18 protein-coding genes and 1 tRNA gene are annotated in these 18,317 nt (G+C 43.6%); 18 read left to right on the top strand and 1 reads right to left on the bottom strand.

Annotated features, from left to right (window positions below):
* Positions 1–39 precede the first annotated feature (39 nt).
* The 15 genes from sfsA to holA all read left to right on the top strand — a co-directional run bounded on the left by sfsA (position 40) and on the right by holA (position 15,402).
* Positions 40–738: a DNA/RNA nuclease SfsA gene (sfsA, locus tag V6C27_00260; GenBank protein ID MEG6614865.1), complete on the top strand. Its 699-nt coding sequence runs from the start codon at positions 40–42 to the stop codon at positions 736–738.
* Between the two features lie 438 nt (positions 739–1,176).
* Entirely contained in the window at positions 1,177–1,782 is a 606-nt protein-coding gene (gene nadD, locus V6C27_00255) for a nicotinate-nucleotide adenylyltransferase (protein MEG6614864.1), read from the top strand.
* Between the two features lie 94 nt (positions 1,783–1,876).
* Entirely contained in the window at positions 1,877–2,131 is a 255-nt protein-coding gene (locus V6C27_00250) for an RNA-binding protein (GenBank protein MEG6614863.1), read from the top strand.
* 75 nt (positions 2,132–2,206) lie between these two features.
* Positions 2,207–2,785 (top strand): bis(5'-nucleosyl)-tetraphosphatase (symmetrical) YqeK, encoded by a 579-nt coding sequence (gene yqeK / locus V6C27_00245; protein ID MEG6614862.1) that lies wholly within the window; start codon positions 2,207–2,209, stop codon positions 2,783–2,785.
* 57 nt (positions 2,786–2,842) lie between these two features.
* Positions 2,843–3,199 (top strand): ribosome silencing factor, encoded by a 357-nt coding sequence (rsfS, locus tag V6C27_00240; protein ID MEG6614861.1) that lies wholly within the window; start codon positions 2,843–2,845, stop codon positions 3,197–3,199.
* Positions 3,200–3,430: 231 nt separating this feature from the next.
* Positions 3,431–3,506 (top strand) — tRNA-Ala (locus V6C27_00235).
* 174 nt (positions 3,507–3,680) lie between these two features.
* Positions 3,681–5,345, top strand: coding sequence for an AMP-binding protein (locus tag V6C27_00230; GenBank protein ID MEG6614860.1), 1,665 nt, complete (start codon positions 3,681–3,683; stop codon positions 5,343–5,345).
* Positions 5,346–5,438: 93 nt separating this feature from the next.
* Positions 5,439–7,922, top strand: a complete 2,484-nt coding sequence (leuS, locus tag V6C27_00225; protein ID MEG6614859.1) for a leucine--tRNA ligase — start codon at positions 5,439–5,441, stop codon at positions 7,920–7,922.
* Positions 7,923–8,044: 122 nt separating this feature from the next.
* Positions 8,045–8,572 (top strand): DUF5698 domain-containing protein, encoded by a 528-nt coding sequence (locus tag V6C27_00220; protein MEG6614858.1) that lies wholly within the window; start codon positions 8,045–8,047, stop codon positions 8,570–8,572.
* Between the two features lie 74 nt (positions 8,573–8,646).
* Entirely contained in the window at positions 8,647–9,318 is a 672-nt protein-coding gene (locus V6C27_00215) for a DUF421 domain-containing protein (GenBank protein MEG6614857.1), read from the top strand.
* 234 nt (positions 9,319–9,552) lie between these two features.
* On the top strand, positions 9,553–10,197 hold the full coding sequence (locus V6C27_00210; protein ID MEG6614856.1) for a helix-hairpin-helix domain-containing protein: 645 nt from the start codon (positions 9,553–9,555) through the stop codon (positions 10,195–10,197).
* A gap of 73 nt (positions 10,198–10,270) precedes the next feature.
* Complete coding sequence (locus V6C27_00205; GenBank protein MEG6614855.1) at positions 10,271–10,939, top strand: lytic transglycosylase domain-containing protein; 669 nt, start codon at positions 10,271–10,273, stop codon at positions 10,937–10,939.
* A 94-nt stretch (positions 10,940–11,033) separates the two neighbouring features.
* Positions 11,034–13,397 carry a DNA internalization-related competence protein ComEC/Rec2 gene (locus V6C27_00200; GenBank protein MEG6614854.1) on the top strand — a complete coding sequence of 788 codons (2,364 nt, stop codon included), beginning with the start codon at positions 11,034–11,036 and terminating at the stop codon, positions 13,395–13,397.
* A gap of 37 nt (positions 13,398–13,434) precedes the next feature.
* The gene (locus tag V6C27_00195; protein MEG6614853.1) at positions 13,435–14,325 is read left to right on the top strand and encodes a YegS/Rv2252/BmrU family lipid kinase; all 891 of its coding nucleotides are present in this window, start codon (positions 13,435–13,437) and stop codon (positions 14,323–14,325) included.
* 30 nt (positions 14,326–14,355) lie between these two features.
* Complete coding sequence (gene holA, locus V6C27_00190) at positions 14,356–15,402, top strand: DNA polymerase III subunit delta (GenBank protein ID MEG6614852.1); 1,047 nt, start codon at positions 14,356–14,358, stop codon at positions 15,400–15,402.
* 472 nt (positions 15,403–15,874) lie between these two features.
* On the opposite strand, the gene rpsT is transcribed toward holA, so the two are convergent.
* Positions 15,875–16,138, bottom strand: coding sequence for a 30S ribosomal protein S20 (gene rpsT / locus V6C27_00185; GenBank protein MEG6614851.1), 264 nt, complete (start codon positions 16,136–16,138; stop codon positions 15,875–15,877).
* Positions 16,139–16,259: 121 nt separating this feature from the next.
* On the opposite strand from rpsT, the gene V6C27_00180 reads away from it, so the two are divergent.
* From V6C27_00180 to V6C27_00170, 3 genes are all read left to right on the top strand, one after another.
* A complete protein-coding gene (locus V6C27_00180) occupies positions 16,260–16,592 on the top strand; it encodes a phage holin family protein (protein ID MEG6614850.1) in 333 nt (110 codons plus the stop codon).
* Between the two features lie 115 nt (positions 16,593–16,707).
* On the top strand, positions 16,708–17,775 hold the full coding sequence (locus V6C27_00175) for a stage II sporulation protein P (GenBank protein ID MEG6614849.1): 1,068 nt from the start codon (positions 16,708–16,710) through the stop codon (positions 17,773–17,775).
* Between the two features lie 95 nt (positions 17,776–17,870).
* Positions 17,871–18,257: a hypothetical protein gene (locus tag V6C27_00170; GenBank protein ID MEG6614848.1), complete on the top strand. Its 387-nt coding sequence runs from the start codon at positions 17,871–17,873 to the stop codon at positions 18,255–18,257.
* Positions 18,258–18,317: the final 60 nt, after the last annotated feature.

Below are 18,317 nucleotides of genomic sequence, written 5' to 3'. Positions count from 1 at the left end.
TTGACACCATCATACATTATATGATAAACAAGTATTGCTATGATAAATATAAAAACCCCTACTACTATAATATATGCTACCTTTGTTAAACGTGAAAATAGATTTGTAGCAACTGTGGAAAAAAATAACAACCATTACCGCGCTCATGTTCCCAGCTCTGGCCGCATGCAAGAGTTATTGGTTAAAGGTGCCGAGGTAATTTTAACCCCTTCTGCACCCGGTGGCCGTACCGACTATAAATTATTGTTAGTAAAGTATCAGGGCAATTGGGTTTCAATAGACTCACTGCTGCCCAACCGGATTATCAAAAAAGCACTATTGAGTGACCAGCTGACCGAGTTAAGTGGCTACCAAAATGTAAAAAGTGAACATTCCTTTGGCCACAGCCGTTTTGATTTCTTTTTACAAGCCGGCAGTGCCAGCGATTGTTGGTTGGAAGTAAAATCGGTGACATTGGTGGAAAACGGCATAGCCAAGTTTCCCGATGCCCCAACAGAAAGGGGCGCCAAACATGTCCTGGAACTAATTGAGGCGGTTAAACGGGGCTATCGCGCAGTGGTAATGTTTGTAGTTCAACGTAGCGATGCTGGCTGCTTTAAGCCCCATGGGGATAAAGACCCCCAGTTTGCCCACGCCCTTTCATTAGCAGCTACCACTGGCGTAGAAATTTATGCCAGAAAATGTGATGTCAGTCCGGAAGGAGTTATTCTTGGGGGGCAAATTCCTGTTAGATTGTAATTTAGTTGTTGTATACGTTATAAGTAACCTTTGCTTGTTAAGATACCAGTGTCTTTTGCTGTGGTTTGATATTTGTTTTACTGTTTAAAGTTAGGTTACGGTTAAAACCCGACACCTGCTGCACCGCTCACTTGGGGATAGTTTCGCAGACCGAACTAACACTCATCCGACCGGCTCCGGCAGGGTTCCCGGCAAATTCGCCGTCCATGGCTCAATTGCCGGTGGCGCACGTCCTATGCGCCACCCTGCCTCTGCCGGTCTACTTCGCTAAGTTCGGTTCACTGCTCAACTATATGTCGTTCGCTATTGCAGCATGTGTCGGGTTTTTAAATTAACCTTTTTTCGTGAAGCAAGGGCAAAAGTCACTTGCATTTTTGCTAAAGGCAAAATAACAAGTTTCATAGAACAAAAAATGTAAGAACAAAAGTTGGTGTAATAATGAAATCCCTTGCCATCATGGGTGGAACCTTTGACCCAATACACAATGGTCACTTGGTGGTGGCCGAACAGGCCCGGCATAAGTTTGAATGCGATAAAGTTGTGTTTGTACCGGCGGCTCAGCCACCCCATAAAGATCAAGCGGCCATCACCACATCAGTTGACGATCGGTTGACCATGACCCGGTTAGCGGTGGCATCGAATCCTTGGTTTGAAGTTTCTACGCTAGAGATTGAGCGACCGGGGCCATCTTATACCATAGATACCGTTAAGGCGGTCAAAGAAGTATACCGTCCGGAAAAATTATACTTTATTACCGGTGCCGATGCAGTTTTAGAAATCCTTACCTGGAAAAGTGTTGAAGAGTTACTGGGTCTTTGCTATTTTATTGCTGCCACTAGGCCAGGCTATGATTTGAGCGATTTGCAAAAGAAATTAAATATTTTACCCAATGTATGCTTAAAAAAGATCATTCCGTTTTATGTACCTTCGTTGGCGATATCCAGCACTGATATTCGCAACAGAGTGCAGCGACGGGAGCCAATAAAATATTTATTGCCCGAGCCGGTGGAAAACTATATTAAGGAACATCTCCTATACCTGTAAATATTAGCAAATGTTACTTACACATATTTGTAATCACTTTTTTCAAACTGCAAATACTACCTTTAAGAACCAAGAAAGAGGTGATTTTACAAGGATGGCTCGCACACTATATGTTGGTAATCTACCATGGGCAACCAAGGCTGAGGATTTGCAAGAACACTTTGCCGCTCATGGTGAAGTTTTATCCAGCCGGGTAATTACCGATCGTGAAACCGGTAGATCAAGGGGCTTTGGCTTTGTTGAAGTAAACGATGGCGATGCTGAGGCCATGATCGCTGCCCTAAATGGCAGTGAGTTGGATGGCCGAGTTATTACCGTTAATGAGGCCAAGCCAAGAGAACAACAATAACAATACAAATACCTTGGGACCTCCACCCTTTGGGCTAGGAGGTTTCCTGTTTCGCCATTATAGAGGAGATTGAAGATGAACCTTGAAGTAATTAAAGAACAATTAAAGCAAGACATTCCAGAAAAAAGGTATCTCCATACCTTGGGAGTAATAGAAACCGCTGAAAAATTGGCCAAAAGATATCAGGCGGACGTGGCTAAAGTAAAATTGGCGGCACTGCTGCACGATTGTGCCCGGGGATTTAGCGACGAAGAATTAATTCAGTTTGCCCATCACCACGACATTAATGTCGACTATGTATATGAAAGCTTTCCCGCCCTGTTGCATGGTCCGGTGGGGGCGGTGGTGGCCAAAAATAAATATCATATAACAGACGAAGAAATACTACATGCAGTGGCAGTGCATACCTTAGGTGATGTGGGCATGGGTGATGTTGCCAAAATACTGATGATTGCCGATGCCATTGAACCTGGAAGAGCGTATCGGGGCATAGAAGTATTGAGAGAACAGGTTGCCGGTTGCCATAACAACATAAATCAAGCAGTGCTCTGTTGCCTTGAACATAAGATCCAAGTTGTGTTAAAATCCAAATATCTGTTGCATCCACTGGCAGTGGATGCCCGTAACGACCTGCTACTGAGTATTTCAAAGTAACTGATTTAGTAATTATAGAGTATAATTTAGCAAGTAATAAATTAGGGAGGAATTCTTGTGGCATTAAGCATCCAGCAAATGGCCGATCTAGCCTATAACGCTGCTGGCGAAAAAAAGGCAAAAGACATTACTGTACTAGACCTAAGCAAAATTTCAGCAATGTGTGATTACTTTGTGATTTGCAGTGGGGGATCTGGCCCCCAGGTAAAAGCTATTGCAGAAAATATTGAGGAAAAGCTTAGTGAACAAGGTATTGAACCATTAAGACGAGAAGGATTGCGTGAAGGTTCATGGATACTACTGGATTACGGTGACATAGTTGTTCACGTTTTTAAAGAGGAAGAGCGGGAATTTTATAAGTTGGAAAAATTATGGGGAGATGCCCCGGTGGTAGAAGTTTCCTCGGAAAGTTAAAACAAAAAAACAAAATATTATGTTGACAAAAATCAAACCCTATCTTATAATATGTTTCATCACGGCAAATATTGAAAGTCAATGATGAGGAGTAGTAAATGGTATCACTCTGCAGAGAGCCGCTGGTTGGTGCAAAGCGGTGAGTGTAACGTTGAACTCGCCTCTGAGATGCATGGGGGATATGTACTTCATGTCGGATTGTGTCCGTTAAACACATTAAGCCGGTAATTTGGGGCTATAGCTCAGCTGGGAGAGCGCTTGAATGGCATTCAAGAGGCCAGGGGTTCGAGCCCCCTTAGCTCCACCAAATTACAATTAGGGTGGTACCGCGAGATTGACCTCTCGTCCCTATCAGGGATGAGAGGTTTTTTGTATCCATTAAAGACTGACTATTATGAAAAAAAGAGATATAAAAAGAAAAAGCGGTACATTCCCAGAAAAAGTATCCAGAATATTCTGTTATTATTTAGGAGGGGATAGTATGCAAAATATTGACAAAATAACCATGGGGCAATTGTTAGAAAATATCGCCAGGCAATATCCAGATAATGATGCACTGGTATATGTAGACCGGGATCTGCGCTATTCATACCAACAATTTAATCAGTTATGCCGGAAAGTGGCCAGAGGATTAATGGCTTTGGGCCTGGAAAAAGGAGATCATATTGCCGTTTGGACCACCAACGTACCAGAATGGCTGTTACTACAGTTTGCCATTGGTAAAATGGGGGCGGTATTGGTAACGGTAAATACCAATTATAAAGCCTTTGAACTGGAATACCTAATGAAACAATCGGACAGCAACAGTTTATTCTTAATTGAAGGCATTAAAAATTCTAGTTATATCGATACAATTTATGAACTATGTCCCGAATTAAAGGATGCTCAGCCTGGCCAGCTGAGCAGTGATCGTTTGCCACTGCTCAAAAAAGTGGTGCTGATCGGTGCTGAAAGGCAACCGGGCATGTTTATTTGGGACGACATATTAAAACTGGCCGATCAAGTATCAGAAGCGGAGTTAGATGCTCAGATGGCCACTGTGGATCCAGATGATGTGACTAATATGCAATATACCTCTGGTACCACTGGTTTCCCCAAGGGTGTAATGTTGACACACATCAACCTAATTGGTAATGCCAGCAGTATTGCGGACTGTATGAGGTTCACCGATCAAGATCGTTTGTGTATCCCGGTACCATTTTTCCATTGCTTTGGCAGTGTGTTGGCCACCCTCGCCTGTGTGGTCAGTGGGGCCACCATGGTGCCTTTGGTATCATTTAACCCCATCAAGGTATTGGAAACGGTGGAAAAGGAACGGTGTACCGCGCTCCATGGAGTACCGACGATGTTTATTACTGAGTTAGAGTGCTTGTCAAAGGGTATCTACGACCTGTCCAGTTTGCGCACCGGCATTATGGCCGGCTCACCCTGTCCGATAGAAGTGATGAAAGCGGTAATTGAGCGGATGAACATGAAAGAAATTGTTATTACCTACGGTCAAACTGAAGCATCGCCGGGTATTACCATGACCCGTACCGATGACCCCATCGAGTTGCGGGTAAATACCGTTGGCAGGGCATTGCCCGGTGTGGAAATGCGGATTGTTGATCCGGCCACAAATCAAGAGGTTGCCGCTGGGGTACAGGGTGAAATTTGTGCCCGGGGATATAATGTTATGAAAGGATATTATAAGAACCCCGAGGCAACGGCGTTGGCCATAGATGAAGAGGGTTGGTTGCACACCGGTGATTTGGGGGTGGTGGATGAAAATGGATATCTTAAGATCACTGGGCGGCTCAAAGAAATGATTATTCGCGGTGGAGAAAATATCTATCCCCGGGAAATAGAAGAATTCATCTATACTCACCCCCATGTTAAAGAAGTGCAGGTTATTGGTGTGCCCAGTGAAAAATATGGCGAAGAAGTACTGGCCTTCATTAAGTTAAAAGAGGGTGCCAGTTGCACCAAAGAGGATATCCAACAGTTTTGCGAAAACAAAATTGCCCGTTATAAAATACCCAAATATGTATTATTCGTCGAGGACTACCCCACCACCGCCAGTGGCAAAGTGCAGAAATATAAATTGCGCCAGCAAGCCATTGAAATGCTAAACTTAAAAGATATAGAAAAGATAGAAACTGCCTAAATTGCATACGATTGTTTACTTTGACAAAATATGATAGAATGTCGGGGGTAAAACCAATGGTTTACCCCCGAATATTTATGGGAGGCTGTACTAGTGGAAGAACGTTACATAGCTAAAGATATTGAAGAAAAATGGCAACGGCAGTGGCAAAGTGAACATTTATATCAGGTGCCGGATTTTTCGGATAAGCCTAAGTATTATTGTTTAGAGATGTTCCCGTATCCCTCGGGCAAACTGCATATGGGACACGTGCGCAACTATTCCATCGGTGACGTGGTGGCTCGCTTTAAAACCATGCAAGGTTATGATGTGCTACACCCCATGGGCTGGGATGCCTTTGGCTTGCCGGCAGAAAATGCGGCCATTAAAAACGCTGTGCCCCCAGCTAAGTGGACCAAGGAAAACATTGATAACATGAGAGCGCAACTCAAACAATTGGGTTTAAGCTATGATTGGAGTCGGGAATTAGCCACTTGCCATCCAGATTATTATCGCTGGACCCAGTGGATTTTTCTTAAATTATATGAACAAGGCAAATGCTACAAGAAAACAGCCACAGTAAACTGGTGTCCGGATTGTGCCACTGTACTGGCAAACGAACAAGTGGTGGAAGGTGCCTGTGAACGCTGTAGCACCACCGTACAGCAGCGGGAACTGGAACAATGGTTTTTCCGCATTACCGATTATGCTGACCGGTTGTTGTCAGACCTAAAGCTACTGGATGGTTGGCCGGAAAAAGTAAAGCTGATGCAAGAAAACTGGATTGGTCGCAGTGAAGGTGCGGAAGTAACCTTTAAAATTGCAGGTGCTGAAGATGAATTAAAAGTATTTACCACCAGGCCGGATACAATTTTTGGTGTTAGTTATATGGTGCTGGCCCCGGAACACCCACTGGTGGAAAGTTTGGCCCAGGGTACTGACCATGAAGAAGAAGTGGCTGATTTTGTGCGCAAAGTACGCAGCATGACAGTGAGGGATCGGACCACAACCGCTGAAAAAGAAGGGGTATTTACCGGCTCATACTGTATTAACCCGGTAAACGGAGAACATATTCCCATTTTAGTGGGCAACTATGTACTGCTTGAATATGGTACCGGAGCAGTTATGGGTGTGCCGGCCCACGACCAACGGGACTTTGATTTTGCCAGCAAATATAAATTGCCGATCCGCCCGGTAATTAAGCCTAAAGACCGAGATATCGAAAATGAGGAACTTACTGAGGCTTATACTGGTGAAGGCGTATTAATTAACTCCGGCGATTTTAATGGGTTGCCAAATAATGAGGCCATTAAGGCCATTACTAATTTCCTTGTGGATAAAAAACAGGGTCAAAGGGTGGTCAACTACCGCCTGCGGGATTGGTTAATTTCTCGGCAGCGCTATTGGGGCACCCCAATCCCCATTATTTACTGTAAAGAATGTGGCACTGTGCCGGTGCCGGAAGATCAACTGCCGGTGCTATTGCCAACAGATGTGGAATTCAAACCATCTGGCAAATCACCGCTGATGGATATTCCGGAATTTGTTAACTGCACCTGTCCCAAATGTGGCGGAGAAGCCAAACGGGAAACCGATACCATGGATACTTTTATGGATTCCAGTTGGTACTACCTACGCTATACCAGTGCCCGAGACAAAGAGCATGTATGGGGTAAAGCCAATGTGGATCGGTGGATGTCCGTTGACCAATATATCGGTGGCGTAGAACACGCTATTTTGCACTTGTTGTACTCTAGATTTTTCACCAAGTTCTTTCAAGATATTGGTTTGCTAGATCAACCAGAACCCTTTAAAAACCTACTTACCCAGGGCATGGTGCTTAAAGATGGTGCCAAAATGTCAAAATCCAAGGGCAACGTAGTTAGTCCAGAGGAGATTGTCGGTAGGTATGGTGCAGACACTGCCAGACTGTTTATTTTATTTGCAGCACCACCGGAGCGTGATTTGGAGTGGAGTGACCGTGGAGTAGAGGGTTGTCATAGATTTTTAAACCGGGTATGGCGGTTGTTTCATTCACTGTTGACAGAAGTAAAGGATGCCCCGGCATTGCAAAATGTTGATAAGCTGGTGGGAGTACACAAAGAATTGCGCCGCATTACTCACCAAACCATTAAAAAGGTTGGTGAAGATGTTGATCAGCGGTTTAACTTTAATACCGCCATCAGTTCCATTATGGAATTGGTTAACGCACTCTATACTTACCGGGATAAAGTGCCCCAAGTCGAAAGAAATGCCGCAGTGTTGCGGGAAGCGTTGGAAAATGTGACTATTTTGCTGGCGCCCTTTGCTCCGCACATTACTGAAGAACTTTGGCAGCTGCTGGGTTACAATAATAGTGTGCATAAACAGCTTTGGCCACAGTATGATGAACAAGCATTGGTTGAAGATGAAGTTACCATTGTGGTACAAATTAATGGTAAAGTACGGGAAAGAATGCTGGTACCAGCTAATATCAATGCTGAGCAACTGAAAGAAAATGTCATGAATCAACAAAAAATTAGTGAACTACTGGCCGGCAAACAAGTGATTAAAATAATTGCTGTGCCAGGGAAACTGGTTAATATCGTAGTAAAATAATACCAAGCATTTTATGCAGGTTCCCTTCTTTGTTTTGTAGAACCATACAGCGACGAAGGGGATCTTTCTTTCTTTATACGTAAATTATAGTTTTAATGTTTTAACACGGGGGGAATTTATCTTTGGCAGAGGTTATTTTTGGTTACTTGTTTATCTTTGTGGCCCGGGTGGCGGACATGTCTTTGGATGTAGTCAGAATACTAATGCTGACAAAGGACAAAAAGTTAGCAGCGGCGCTAATTGGCTTTGTGGAGGTTTCTATCTTTGTGGTGGCCTTGAATGAAGTTATGTCCGGAGGATTGGATGACCCCTTAAAGGTAATTGCCTACGCAGGTGGTTTTGCCACCGGCAACTATGTTGGGGCGATAGTTGATAATTATTTAGCGGTGGGTTATTTGTCCATTCAGGTATTTCCTAAACGGGACAAAGTTGGTGATACCATAAACAAATTGCGGGCTGCTGGGTATGGTGTCACCAGTGTTGTAGGCGCCGGTCGTGGCGGCCCCCGGACGATACTGTTTGTGATTTTAAAGCGCAAAGACTTAAAAAAATTGCTTGACATCCTCGATCAAGTGGACCCCAAAACCTTTTACAATGTCTCAGATGCTAGGAACATCAGAGGTGGAGTGTTCCCTAAAAAGCGATTATGATATTGTATGCTACATAAGCCAACTACACATACTACACTTTGCATGCTATTGCTTAAAGGTAGGTGGGAGTTGACTTGTGGGAAATTGTTTTTCGTGTAATTGTAATTTATTTTTTTGTATTAATTGTATTGAGGTTAACTGGCAAACGGGAAATAGGACAACTTTCACCCTTTGACTTTGTGGTGGCCATTATTATTGCTGAACTGGCTGCTATTCCCATGGAGAGACCGGATATTCCAATTTGGCATGGCTTGGTGCCGATGACAGTATTGGGCCTGTTGGAAGTGGGCCTTTCCTACTTAACTATGATCAGTAGACCGGTGCGCATGGTTATGTGTGGGCATCCGCAAATAATTATCAAAAATGGCAAATTGCTGCGCAGTGAAATGAGAAAGGCCCGCTATAACCTAGATGATCTGTTATCCCAACTGCGTGAGAATGGTGTAGCTAATATTCAAGATGTGGAATTTGCAGTGTTGGAATGCTCAGGCAAGCTAAGTGTGATACCAAAATCGCAAAAACGCCCAGTGACCCCGGAGGATTTAGGCATTGCAACCAAATATGAGGGTTTGCCAGCAGTATTAATAATGGATCGTGAAATTATGAATAAAAACCTCCAAGATATCAACTTGGATGAAAATTGGTTAAAAGAGAAGCTGGCAGAAAAAGGTTTTACCGTAGACCAAGTATTAATTGCCACATTGACTAAAGATGGTGAATTGTTTATTAATGAAAGAAACACGTAGAAAATCAATTAAGAATTAGGAATTTTGAATTAGGCTGGGCTGTTGCAAAAACCTACTGTAGTAGCAGACAATTAACTAATTAAAAAACAAATTTTGGCAGGATTTTTTGTTTTTACCGCGAACATTAAATCATTTGATAGATATATGTTGAACTGATTAAAATTCATAATTCATAATTCAAAATTCCAAAGCTGGATTTTAAAGAACATTAACATACCAATTCCGACAAACAGCATGAGTTGGATAGAGGTGTTGAGTGTGTTTCAAATGGGGCGCCGAGAACAACTGGTTATTCTTATCATTTTGGCAGCACTGCTTTTTGGTGGCGGCTATCGCTATGCAGTTTATAAAGGAAACCTAGCCAGTGACCAACCCACTATAGTGGTGGCAGCGGAAGAAACTGAGCAAAGTGATGTCAAACCGGAGGAAATTGTAATCCATGTTAGTGGTGAGGTGGCGAAACCAGGTGTTTACCACTTGCTTACTGGGGATAGGGTGATAGATGCCATTGAAATGGCCCAACCCAATGCCGAGGCAGATTTGGATAGTTTAAATTTGGCTACGCCATTAGCCGATGGGCAAAAAATTTCGGTGCCACCTAAAATGGAGTTGATGGCAGGCGACTCGGCAATGCCCGGCGGCAATACTAGCCAATTGATTGCCTCCACCGTCAATGCCACCGGAGGCAAAGTTAACCTAAATACCGCTGATCTGTTCCAATTGGATACACTACCTGGTATTGGTCCAGCTTTAGCCCAGCGAATTATAGATTATCGCCAAACCAATGGAGGTTTTAAAACAATAGAAGATCTTAAAAATGTGTCTGGCATTGGTGATAAAAAATATAATGACTTAAAAGATATGATCTCAATATATTAAAGGATACGGGTGAATGGATATGGATGTTTCATTATGGGCACAATTAATGGTTATACAGGCCCAAAACCCTTCAATGACTAGTTCGACAAGTGATAGTCAAATGTCAGAGGTCTTTGCCCTGATGCTGGCAGAGGCCATTAGCAATCAAGGTGGCACCACTGGAATAGGTAATGGCCAAGATAATAATAAACAACTGGCAGAATTAGCGCAACTGATGGCAGCGATGTCAGGAGCCAGACCCGAAGGCTATACTGCACCGGTAACCTATTATCAGCGGCAAAGTCAACCGCAAAATACTCGCCCAGTGGTTGACATCTCTGCGGTGTACAATAGCTACCAAAGCAATCAAAAGGGTGCCGAAAGGTATGACGCAATAATTGAAAGGTTAGCCAAGAAGTATGGGGTCAACCCAGCGCTGGTGAAGTCGGTGGTGCGCAATGAATCGAGCTATAATCCCAATGCCGTTTCTGCCGCTGGAGCAATGGGATTGATGCAATTAATGCCGGCAACCGCAAAATCACTGGGGGTAACTGATCCCTTTGACCCAGTGCAAAATCTAGAGGGCGGTATTAAATACCTAAATCAAATGTTAAATAAATACCAGGGCAACGAAACGCTGGCCCTAGCGGCATATAACGCTGGCCCGGGTAATGTGGATAGGTATAACGGCGTTCCTCCATACAACGAAACCCAAAATTATGTACGCAAAGTCTTGGCCACAAAACAACAATACATCGGCTAGCAAAAGCACCCCTTTAGCTTTAGGGGTGCTTTTAATTCTATTAAATCCAACATTCAAAATTGATAATTAAAATTGAATTTGAGGTGGTTTTCCTATGACCAGCCGACCACTGCTACAGTTGTGCATTGTTTTTACCATCGGTGTATTAATCGGTTCCTTTTTTACGGTGCCGCTGGCGCCAATGTTAGCGCTTATGGCAGTGGTATTGGTGGTGACTGCTTGTTGTTTTTTCAAGGCAGCTGATTTGACCCGTTGGCTGTTGGTGTTACTTTGCCTGTTGCTAGGTGTGTTTCATATTAACATGTGGGACCATTGGCACCAGACAAACTTAGTTAAATACGGCGATCAAATGGTGACGATAACTGGGGCGGTGGTGCGGGAGCCAGATGTCAGGCCGGACAGAGTTATATATCAGGTGGAAGTTAGTCAGTTGCAGGTTCAAGAACAAAGGAAATCCGCCCAAGGGTTGCTGAGGTTGACTGTATATCAGCCCCAGCAGATATTTCGTTATGGAGATATCATTGAGAGCCAAGGGCAACTACAAACCCCCTCAAGCCCAGGGAATCCGGGGCAGTTTGATTACCAACAATACTTAACCCGCCATGGTATTCAAGTGATTATGTCGGTTTGGCAACAAGAAAATGTAAAGCGGTTGGGCCAAGTTGATACCGGAATAATGGGATGGGCTTTGGTTGCCAAGGAACATTTATTGAAGGTGTTGGCAAAAACGTTGCCTGCGGAACAGGCGGCGTTAGTACAAGGGATTTTGTTTGGTAACCAGGGGATGATCGATGAGGATATCTGTGCTGATTTTCAAACCACCAGTTTGTATCACATATTGAGTGTTTCTGGTTTTCATATTGCGTTGGTGCTGGGGGCCATTGTGTTTTTGCTACATATCTTAAAGGTACCGCTAAAGTTGCAAGCTCCACTCAGTACAATGGCAGTAATTTTTTATGCCGCCATCACCGGCTTTGTGCCCACCGTGGTGCGGGCGGTGGTGATGGGTTTAATGGTGGTGTGGGCCAGGCATTTTGGCCGGGAGCGGGATTGGCCCACTGCCATGGCTTTGGCGGTGGTTATTATTTTATTTGATGCGCCTAGGGCAATGTGGGAGGCGGGTTTTCAGCTTTCCTTTGTGGTTACTTGGGGCATATTATACCTTACCCCCACCGTTGAAAAAATGTTGTCCCGCTGGCCCAGAATGCTTGTGGTGGCCGTTTCGGTACCGGTGGTGGCAGAGATTACTGCTATCCCCTTAGTTGCTTACCATTTTAACATGATGTCGCTAGTGGGCGTTGTCACCAATATTTTAACTGCACCAATAATTACCGGGGTGATGTTGTTCAGCAGTATCAGCGTGTTGGTGGGCCTATTGTTTGCCCCACTGGCCGCAATCATTAATGTTACCACCGGCGTGCTGCTGGACTTGTTGCTGTGGTTGGTGCATGGTATGGCCGGCTTGCCCCACGCGGCGTTGTATTTACCATCGCCCCCTTGGTGGGGAGTGGTGCTATTTTATTTATTACTGGCTTGCTTGCCCTATTTTTCGCTGTCTAAGATAAATATACCCCAATATCTGTTGGGGGCCGGTGTCATAGTAAGCCTAGTGGTTATTGTTCTGTTGGCGAGGATAGATAACCACTATTTAACTGTGCATTTCATTGACGTTGGTCAAGGTGATGCTGCTTTGATTCAGACCCCTGGTAACAAAAATATGTTGATTGATACCGGTGGTTGGACCGGTGAATTTGTAGATGGCAGTGGCGCTGGGGATATGGTGGTGTTGCCATATTTAAAACGATTGGGTATTAATAACCTAGATGTATTAATGCTTAGCCATCCCCATGAGGACCATTGTGGTGGTGCCCGGACGATAATAGATAATATGCCTGTAGGGTTGGTGTTGACTACTCCGTTGGCGAACAGTGCTGATCGGCAAGGGGAAGTGGTGGAAGAAGCTTACAGCCATTTGTTAGAATATATGCATCAGTCAGGACTAGCGGTATTGTCTGCTAAAGCGGGACAAGGGCTGCAGTTGGATAATAACCTAACGGTGACAATATTGTCCCCGGCGGCGGCTCAGCAAAACTTAAACAACGGTTCACTGGTGGTAAAAATTAGTTATCAACAGGCCAGCTTTTTATTTACCGGCGATATAGAAGGGGATCAGCAACAAATATTAGTTAACACTAATAATAATTTAAAGGCAGATGTGCTAAAGGTACCGCACCATGGCAGTGGCAATTTTGCGCCGGAATTTTTAGCTGCTGTCAACCCGAAAATAGCGGTAATTTCAGTGGGCGAAAAAAATCGATTTGGTCATCCGGCGCCAGCTGTATTAGAGGTGTTGACAGATATGGGAACAAAAATTTATCGCACCGATGTCCACGGTGCGGTGATAATAAATACAGATGGTCAATCAATATGGGTTGACACTGGCAGAAAAGGTGAATGATAATATAAGCTGATAATAATTATAGGATGTGGCATTTTTGAAAAAAGCGTTAGTGATATATAATCCGACAAGCGGTAATCATAGTTTTCCGAGGCAAATAGATCAGGTGGTGGAAGCCTGTCATCAATGTGGCTATCTGCCAACATTTTATCGGATTGGTCCTGAACTTGACTATGATCGAGTGTTTGATTTGGTGGAACAATACCATGTTTTGTTATTATCTGGTGGGGATGGGTCGGTAAGCCGAGCGGTAAACCGACTGCTGCATGCCAAAGCGGATTTGCCAGTGGGCATTATTCCCTCTGGCACTGCCAATGACTTTGCCACTGCTTTAGGGTTGGAAAAACAGCCTGGATTAGCGGTAAAAAGACTGTTATCTGGAGATGTCTTAAAGGTGGACATCGGCAGCATTAATGACCGCTTCTTTCTGAATGTTGCCAGTGCCGGTGTATTAACCAGTATCTCCCAAGAGGTGGACAACGCCATTAAGAGTCGGCTGGGGGTGACCGGTTACTACCTAAAGGGACTGGAACACCTATGGCAGGCGGCACCTATATCTGTGACCATTGAAGGGGATGGCTTTAAAATAGAAGAAGAGGTAATGTTGTTCTTGGTGCTCAATTCTACCACCGCTGGCAGCATTAGAAATATTGCCCCTAATGCCAGCATAGCAGACGGTTTGTTAGATGTGGTGGTGTTAAAAAAATGCTCCCAAGCTCAGTTGGTGCCGCTGTTAGTTAAGGCCTATGAAGGTCGGGGCACCCATTTAAACAGTCCGCTGGTTAAGTACCACCAAACCCGCTGGGTGAAAGTAACATCCAATGAAGAAATTAAAACTGATATTGACGGAGAGCCGGGTCCCAACTTACCGTTGGATATCGAAGTGTTGCCCGGCAGGTTAAAGTTATTAATGCCAAATATCAAATAAAGGGAGAATTGAAGATGGTGGTCAAAAATAATGCAGTACTATGAAAAATTAGTCAACAGTGCTAAGCGGGGTGTGGTGGCGCCGGTTTATCTATTTTATGGTGATGAGGTTTACCTGCGGGAAAAGGCAGTGGAACAATTTAAACAAGGGCTGTTGCTCCAGGCGGCAGATTTTAATATGGATATTTTAGATGGTGAAACTACTGACGTCCATGATGTGGTAAATATGGCCGGTACCCCACCTTTTATGGCTGAAAAAAGACTGGTGTTGGTCAAAAATCCACCATGGTTTAGTGCCAGCAAACGAAAATCATCCAAGCAAAATGATAATGTCGAAGACAGCAAGCAAGCAGGGTTAGAACCATTAATTAAATATCTAAACAACCCATTGTTAACCACCTGCCTAATCTTTAATTGCCATGACGCCGTCGACCGTCGAAAAAAAATCTTTAAACTGGTGGAAAAGGTCGGCGAAGCAGTTAACTTTGAAATCCTTAAACCCAAAGACATAGCCAAGTGGTTGGAGGTTCAAGCCAGAAAACACCACAAGAAATTAGACCCCCAAGCCAAAGAATTATTGATAACCAGCACCACCATGGGTTTAACCGGTTTAGTGGCTGAATGGCAGAAATTATTAACTTATGTAGGTAAAAATGAGACCATTACAATAGAGGATGCAAAAAAAGTGGTGCATCAGTCCGTTGAGTACCGGATTTTTGATGTATTAGATGCCATTGGCGCCTGCAAATATGATTTGGCCCTAAAGGGAATTAGGGAACTGCTGGCCAACAAAGAGCCACCACAAATTATTTTAGCCATGGTTGCCAGACAATTTCGGCTAATGTTACAGGTTAATGAATTGGCCCGTTATGGATTGCCGGCATTGGAAATCGCCAAAAGAATAAATGAGAAACTTTACCCGGTGCAAAATGCCCTAAAGCTGGGCAAAAACTTTAACCGCGATCAATTAATAGCCGCCCTGAGCGCACTGGCTCAACTGGATGCCGATGTAAAAACAGGTCGGCAAGAGTTTTACCCAGGTTTAGAGCGCTTGTTGCTGGATCTGGCAGTTAGTTGAGAGGTGAGATGTGAGAGGTTGGAAGTGAGAGACATAGTTTCTTTGACAGGCTATTGTTAGAAGTACAAACACAGTGGCTTTTGCCCTTGCTTCAAGAACTAAGTTTAGTAGAAAACCCTGCTCCTGCGCAAGTCAAGCGAACGACGATATAGTTGAGTAGTACACCGAACTTAGCGAAGGAGATTGGCGCATAGGACGTGCGCCACCGGCAACTGAGCCATGGACGGTGAATTTGCCGGCGACCCTGCTGGAGCCGATCGGATGAGCTTAGTGAGGTCTGCGAAACTATCCCAAAAACCACCGATGTCCCATTTCAAAATTTCACTAACCGTTGTTAATAACAAAACAACAAACTGGTAACAATAACAGAAATACAAAAAGGACACACCTTAATGATGTGTCCTTTTTACCATGGTTAATTATGAATTCATAATTAAAACTTGCAAAACTAAAACACCCGATGGGTGCTTTATTAGCTGGCTTTATTAAACCGCTTGGTTAGACGAGACTTTTTGCGGGCTGCAGTGTTTTTGTGCAGAATACCCTTGGTTACAGCCTTATCCAGTGCTTTAGTGGCTTTTTGTAAAGCAACCTTAGCGTTATCTAGATCAGCCGAAGCCAGAGCCTCTTCAAACCGGCGGATAGTTGTACGCAGTGCTGATTTCAAGCTGGCATTGCGTAATGTGCGCTTATGAGTAATGCGAACGCGCTTAGCCGCAGATTTAATGTTAGGCATTTACCTTCACCTCCCCAACATGCCCAATTTTACCACGCTGATTAAAAAAATGCAAGAACCTTTGGTATATCATTCCCCAAAATGGTCAAATATATAAATAGCTTATAAAGGGGGTGAAGAAATGGTTGGTTTAATCGTTAGGTTTATTGTGTCTGCTTTAGTATTACTGGCTGTAAGTTGGCTTTCTCCAGGCTTTGTAGTACGAGGCGGTTTTACTGGAGCACTCATAGCTGCCGTTGTCATTGCAGTTTTAGGCTATATAGTGGAAAGTTTGCTGGGTGACAAAGTATCACCCCAACGTCGTGGCATCGTAGGTTTTATCACAGCTGCTGTTGTAATTTATTTATCCCAGTTTATTATTCCTAACCTGTTAAGCGTAAGCCTAATGGGCGCACTAATTTCAGCTTTTATAATTGGTATTATAGATGCCGTTGTACCCACAGTGGTACGATAAAAAATATTTTTCTGTAAAAGGAGTGCTAAACCATAGCGCTCCTTTTTGTGTTACATTCATAATTGTTACCCCCCAGCATATCAATAGCAGTAGCAAATGCTTTGGGGGAGTAGAAATGAGTTACAGTAAAGTGGTTCGTTACCATCGTCGTAAACTAATTGCTCATAAAATGCGCACATATGCTTATTGGTTGTTGGCCATCGTAATGATGGTGGTTTTGTGGTGTAACCCCTATCGCCCAGTGGTTGCTCAACAGGTCTCTGCATTGGCGGGGGGATGTATTAATACATCCCTGTTGAGCGGTGATGACCCATGCAATATTGTTAACTACGCGATACCGATAATGGCTTGGAGCAATCAAGATATTTATAAATCTCCTCTGGAAGCGATATTTTCAGCGCTGGGATTAATGACCATAGTGAACATCAATCAGCCCGAAAAAATATTGACTTCTCAAATGCCATTATTGGCAGCTGCCACTGGCAGTACTGAAATAATTAGTCCAGATACAGCGGCAATACCAAAGGAAGAAGTAACAATTCCGCAGGAAGAAAAAGCTGCGTTGGCCCCGCTGAATGGTCCGCCGGTGGTGGCTATTTATTGTACCCACACCGGAGAGACCTACTCCCTCACAGACGGAGTAGATCGGCTAAATGGTAAACAGGGTGGGGTGGTAAAGGCTGCGGCGGCATTAAAGGATAGTTTAGAGCAAAACCATAAAATTAAGGTGGTAATGACAGATAAAATTCACGATGAAATCTATAACGATTCTTATATCCAGTCAGAAAAAACGGTACAGGCTTTAATTAAAGAAAATCCTGAGTTAAAATTGCTGTTAGATATTCACCGGGATGCCGAGCGTCCCAGGGCGGACTCCTTTAGAGAGATAAATGGAAAAAAGGTGGCCCGGATTATGATAGTAGTGGGCTCTGATGCTCGCATGCCCTTTCCTCACTGGCAACAAAACTTAGCTCTGGCGCGCCAGATAACCAGCAAAATGGATGAGCTGTATCCTGGCCTTTCGCTGGGCATTAGAGTTAAAGAAGGTAGATATAACCAACATTATCATACCGGAGCTTTATTAATGGAAATAGGGACGGTGGAAAACAGTACCGAAGAAGCCAAAAATGCTGCCCAACTATTGGCGGAGGTATTGGCAGCAGTGCTTGAGGAAGAAAAGTAAGAAATATGAATTTTGAATTATGAATTAGGAATGACTTGTTGGGTACGTCTAATCAAGACAAAAAAAGCACATCCTTATAGAGGAGGTGCTTTTTTATGCTAAACCGCAAAAGGAACATTGTTATATTTCTCACACTGGCGGTAATAGTGGTATTTATGGGTATCCAAACATCCTTAGTCAATTTTAATCAAGACCTTGGTTATCAACAACCGGTTAAAGCCTTTGAATGTTACCAAACCACCGAGGGCTTATATATATCTGCCCTTAATATCAGTACCCATGTTCAAAAAGACCAGTTGGCTTCATTGCTGCAGCCTGTAACTGCCGCTATTAATAATTTTCCTAAGGAAGAAATAGAACAATACCAACAAATTGCAATAATTAAAATAACCACTTGGTGGGAGCAAATAACTAACAGCAATCCGTTAGAAACAGTGCGCTGTTTAACCCAGGATATACTTGATAAAGTTGATAGCAAGTAAATATGGTGCTATAATTAGATGTTGATTGTCTAATTATGTTTTTAGAAATAAAGGAGGAAA

The organism is Peptococcaceae bacterium 1198_IL3148 (assembly GCA_036763105.1).
Classification (GTDB): domain Bacteria; phylum Bacillota; class Desulfotomaculia; order Desulfotomaculales; family Desulfohalotomaculaceae; genus JBAIYS01.
Note: the sequence above shows the minus strand (reverse complement) of the source record. Positions and strands in the feature narration are given on the sequence as shown.

What these genes read in the sequence shown, in the direction of transcription:
- rpsT (MEG6614851.1), bottom strand. Translation starts at nt 16,138, where the DNA reads ATGCCTAACATTAAATCTGCGGCTAAGCGCGTTCGCATTACTCATAAG.
- yqeK (MEG6614862.1), top strand. Translation starts at nt 2,207, where the DNA reads ATGAACCTTGAAGTAATTAAAGAACAATTAAAGCAAGACATTCCAGAA.
- V6C27_00250 (MEG6614863.1), top strand. Translation starts at nt 1,877, where the DNA reads ATGGCTCGCACACTATATGTTGGTAATCTACCATGGGCAACCAAGGCT.
- V6C27_00205 (MEG6614855.1), top strand. Translation starts at nt 10,271, where the DNA reads ATGACTAGTTCGACAAGTGATAGTCAAATGTCAGAGGTCTTTGCCCTG.
- V6C27_00180 (MEG6614850.1), top strand. Translation starts at nt 16,260, where the DNA reads ATGGTTGGTTTAATCGTTAGGTTTATTGTGTCTGCTTTAGTATTACTG.
- holA (MEG6614852.1), top strand. Translation starts at nt 14,356, where the DNA reads ATGCAGTACTATGAAAAATTAGTCAACAGTGCTAAGCGGGGTGTGGTG.
- nadD (MEG6614864.1), top strand. Translation starts at nt 1,177, where the DNA reads ATGAAATCCCTTGCCATCATGGGTGGAACCTTTGACCCAATACACAAT.
- V6C27_00210 (MEG6614856.1), top strand. Translation starts at nt 9,553, where the DNA reads ATGAGTTGGATAGAGGTGTTGAGTGTGTTTCAAATGGGGCGCCGAGAA.
- V6C27_00230 (MEG6614860.1), top strand. Translation starts at nt 3,681, where the DNA reads ATGCAAAATATTGACAAAATAACCATGGGGCAATTGTTAGAAAATATC.
- V6C27_00170 (MEG6614848.1), top strand. Translation starts at nt 17,871, where the DNA reads ATGCTAAACCGCAAAAGGAACATTGTTATATTTCTCACACTGGCGGTA.
- sfsA (MEG6614865.1), top strand. Translation starts at nt 40, where the DNA reads ATGATAAATATAAAAACCCCTACTACTATAATATATGCTACCTTTGTT.
- V6C27_00200 (MEG6614854.1), top strand. Translation starts at nt 11,034, where the DNA reads ATGACCAGCCGACCACTGCTACAGTTGTGCATTGTTTTTACCATCGGT.
- V6C27_00175 (MEG6614849.1), top strand. Translation starts at nt 16,708, where the DNA reads ATGAGTTACAGTAAAGTGGTTCGTTACCATCGTCGTAAACTAATTGCT.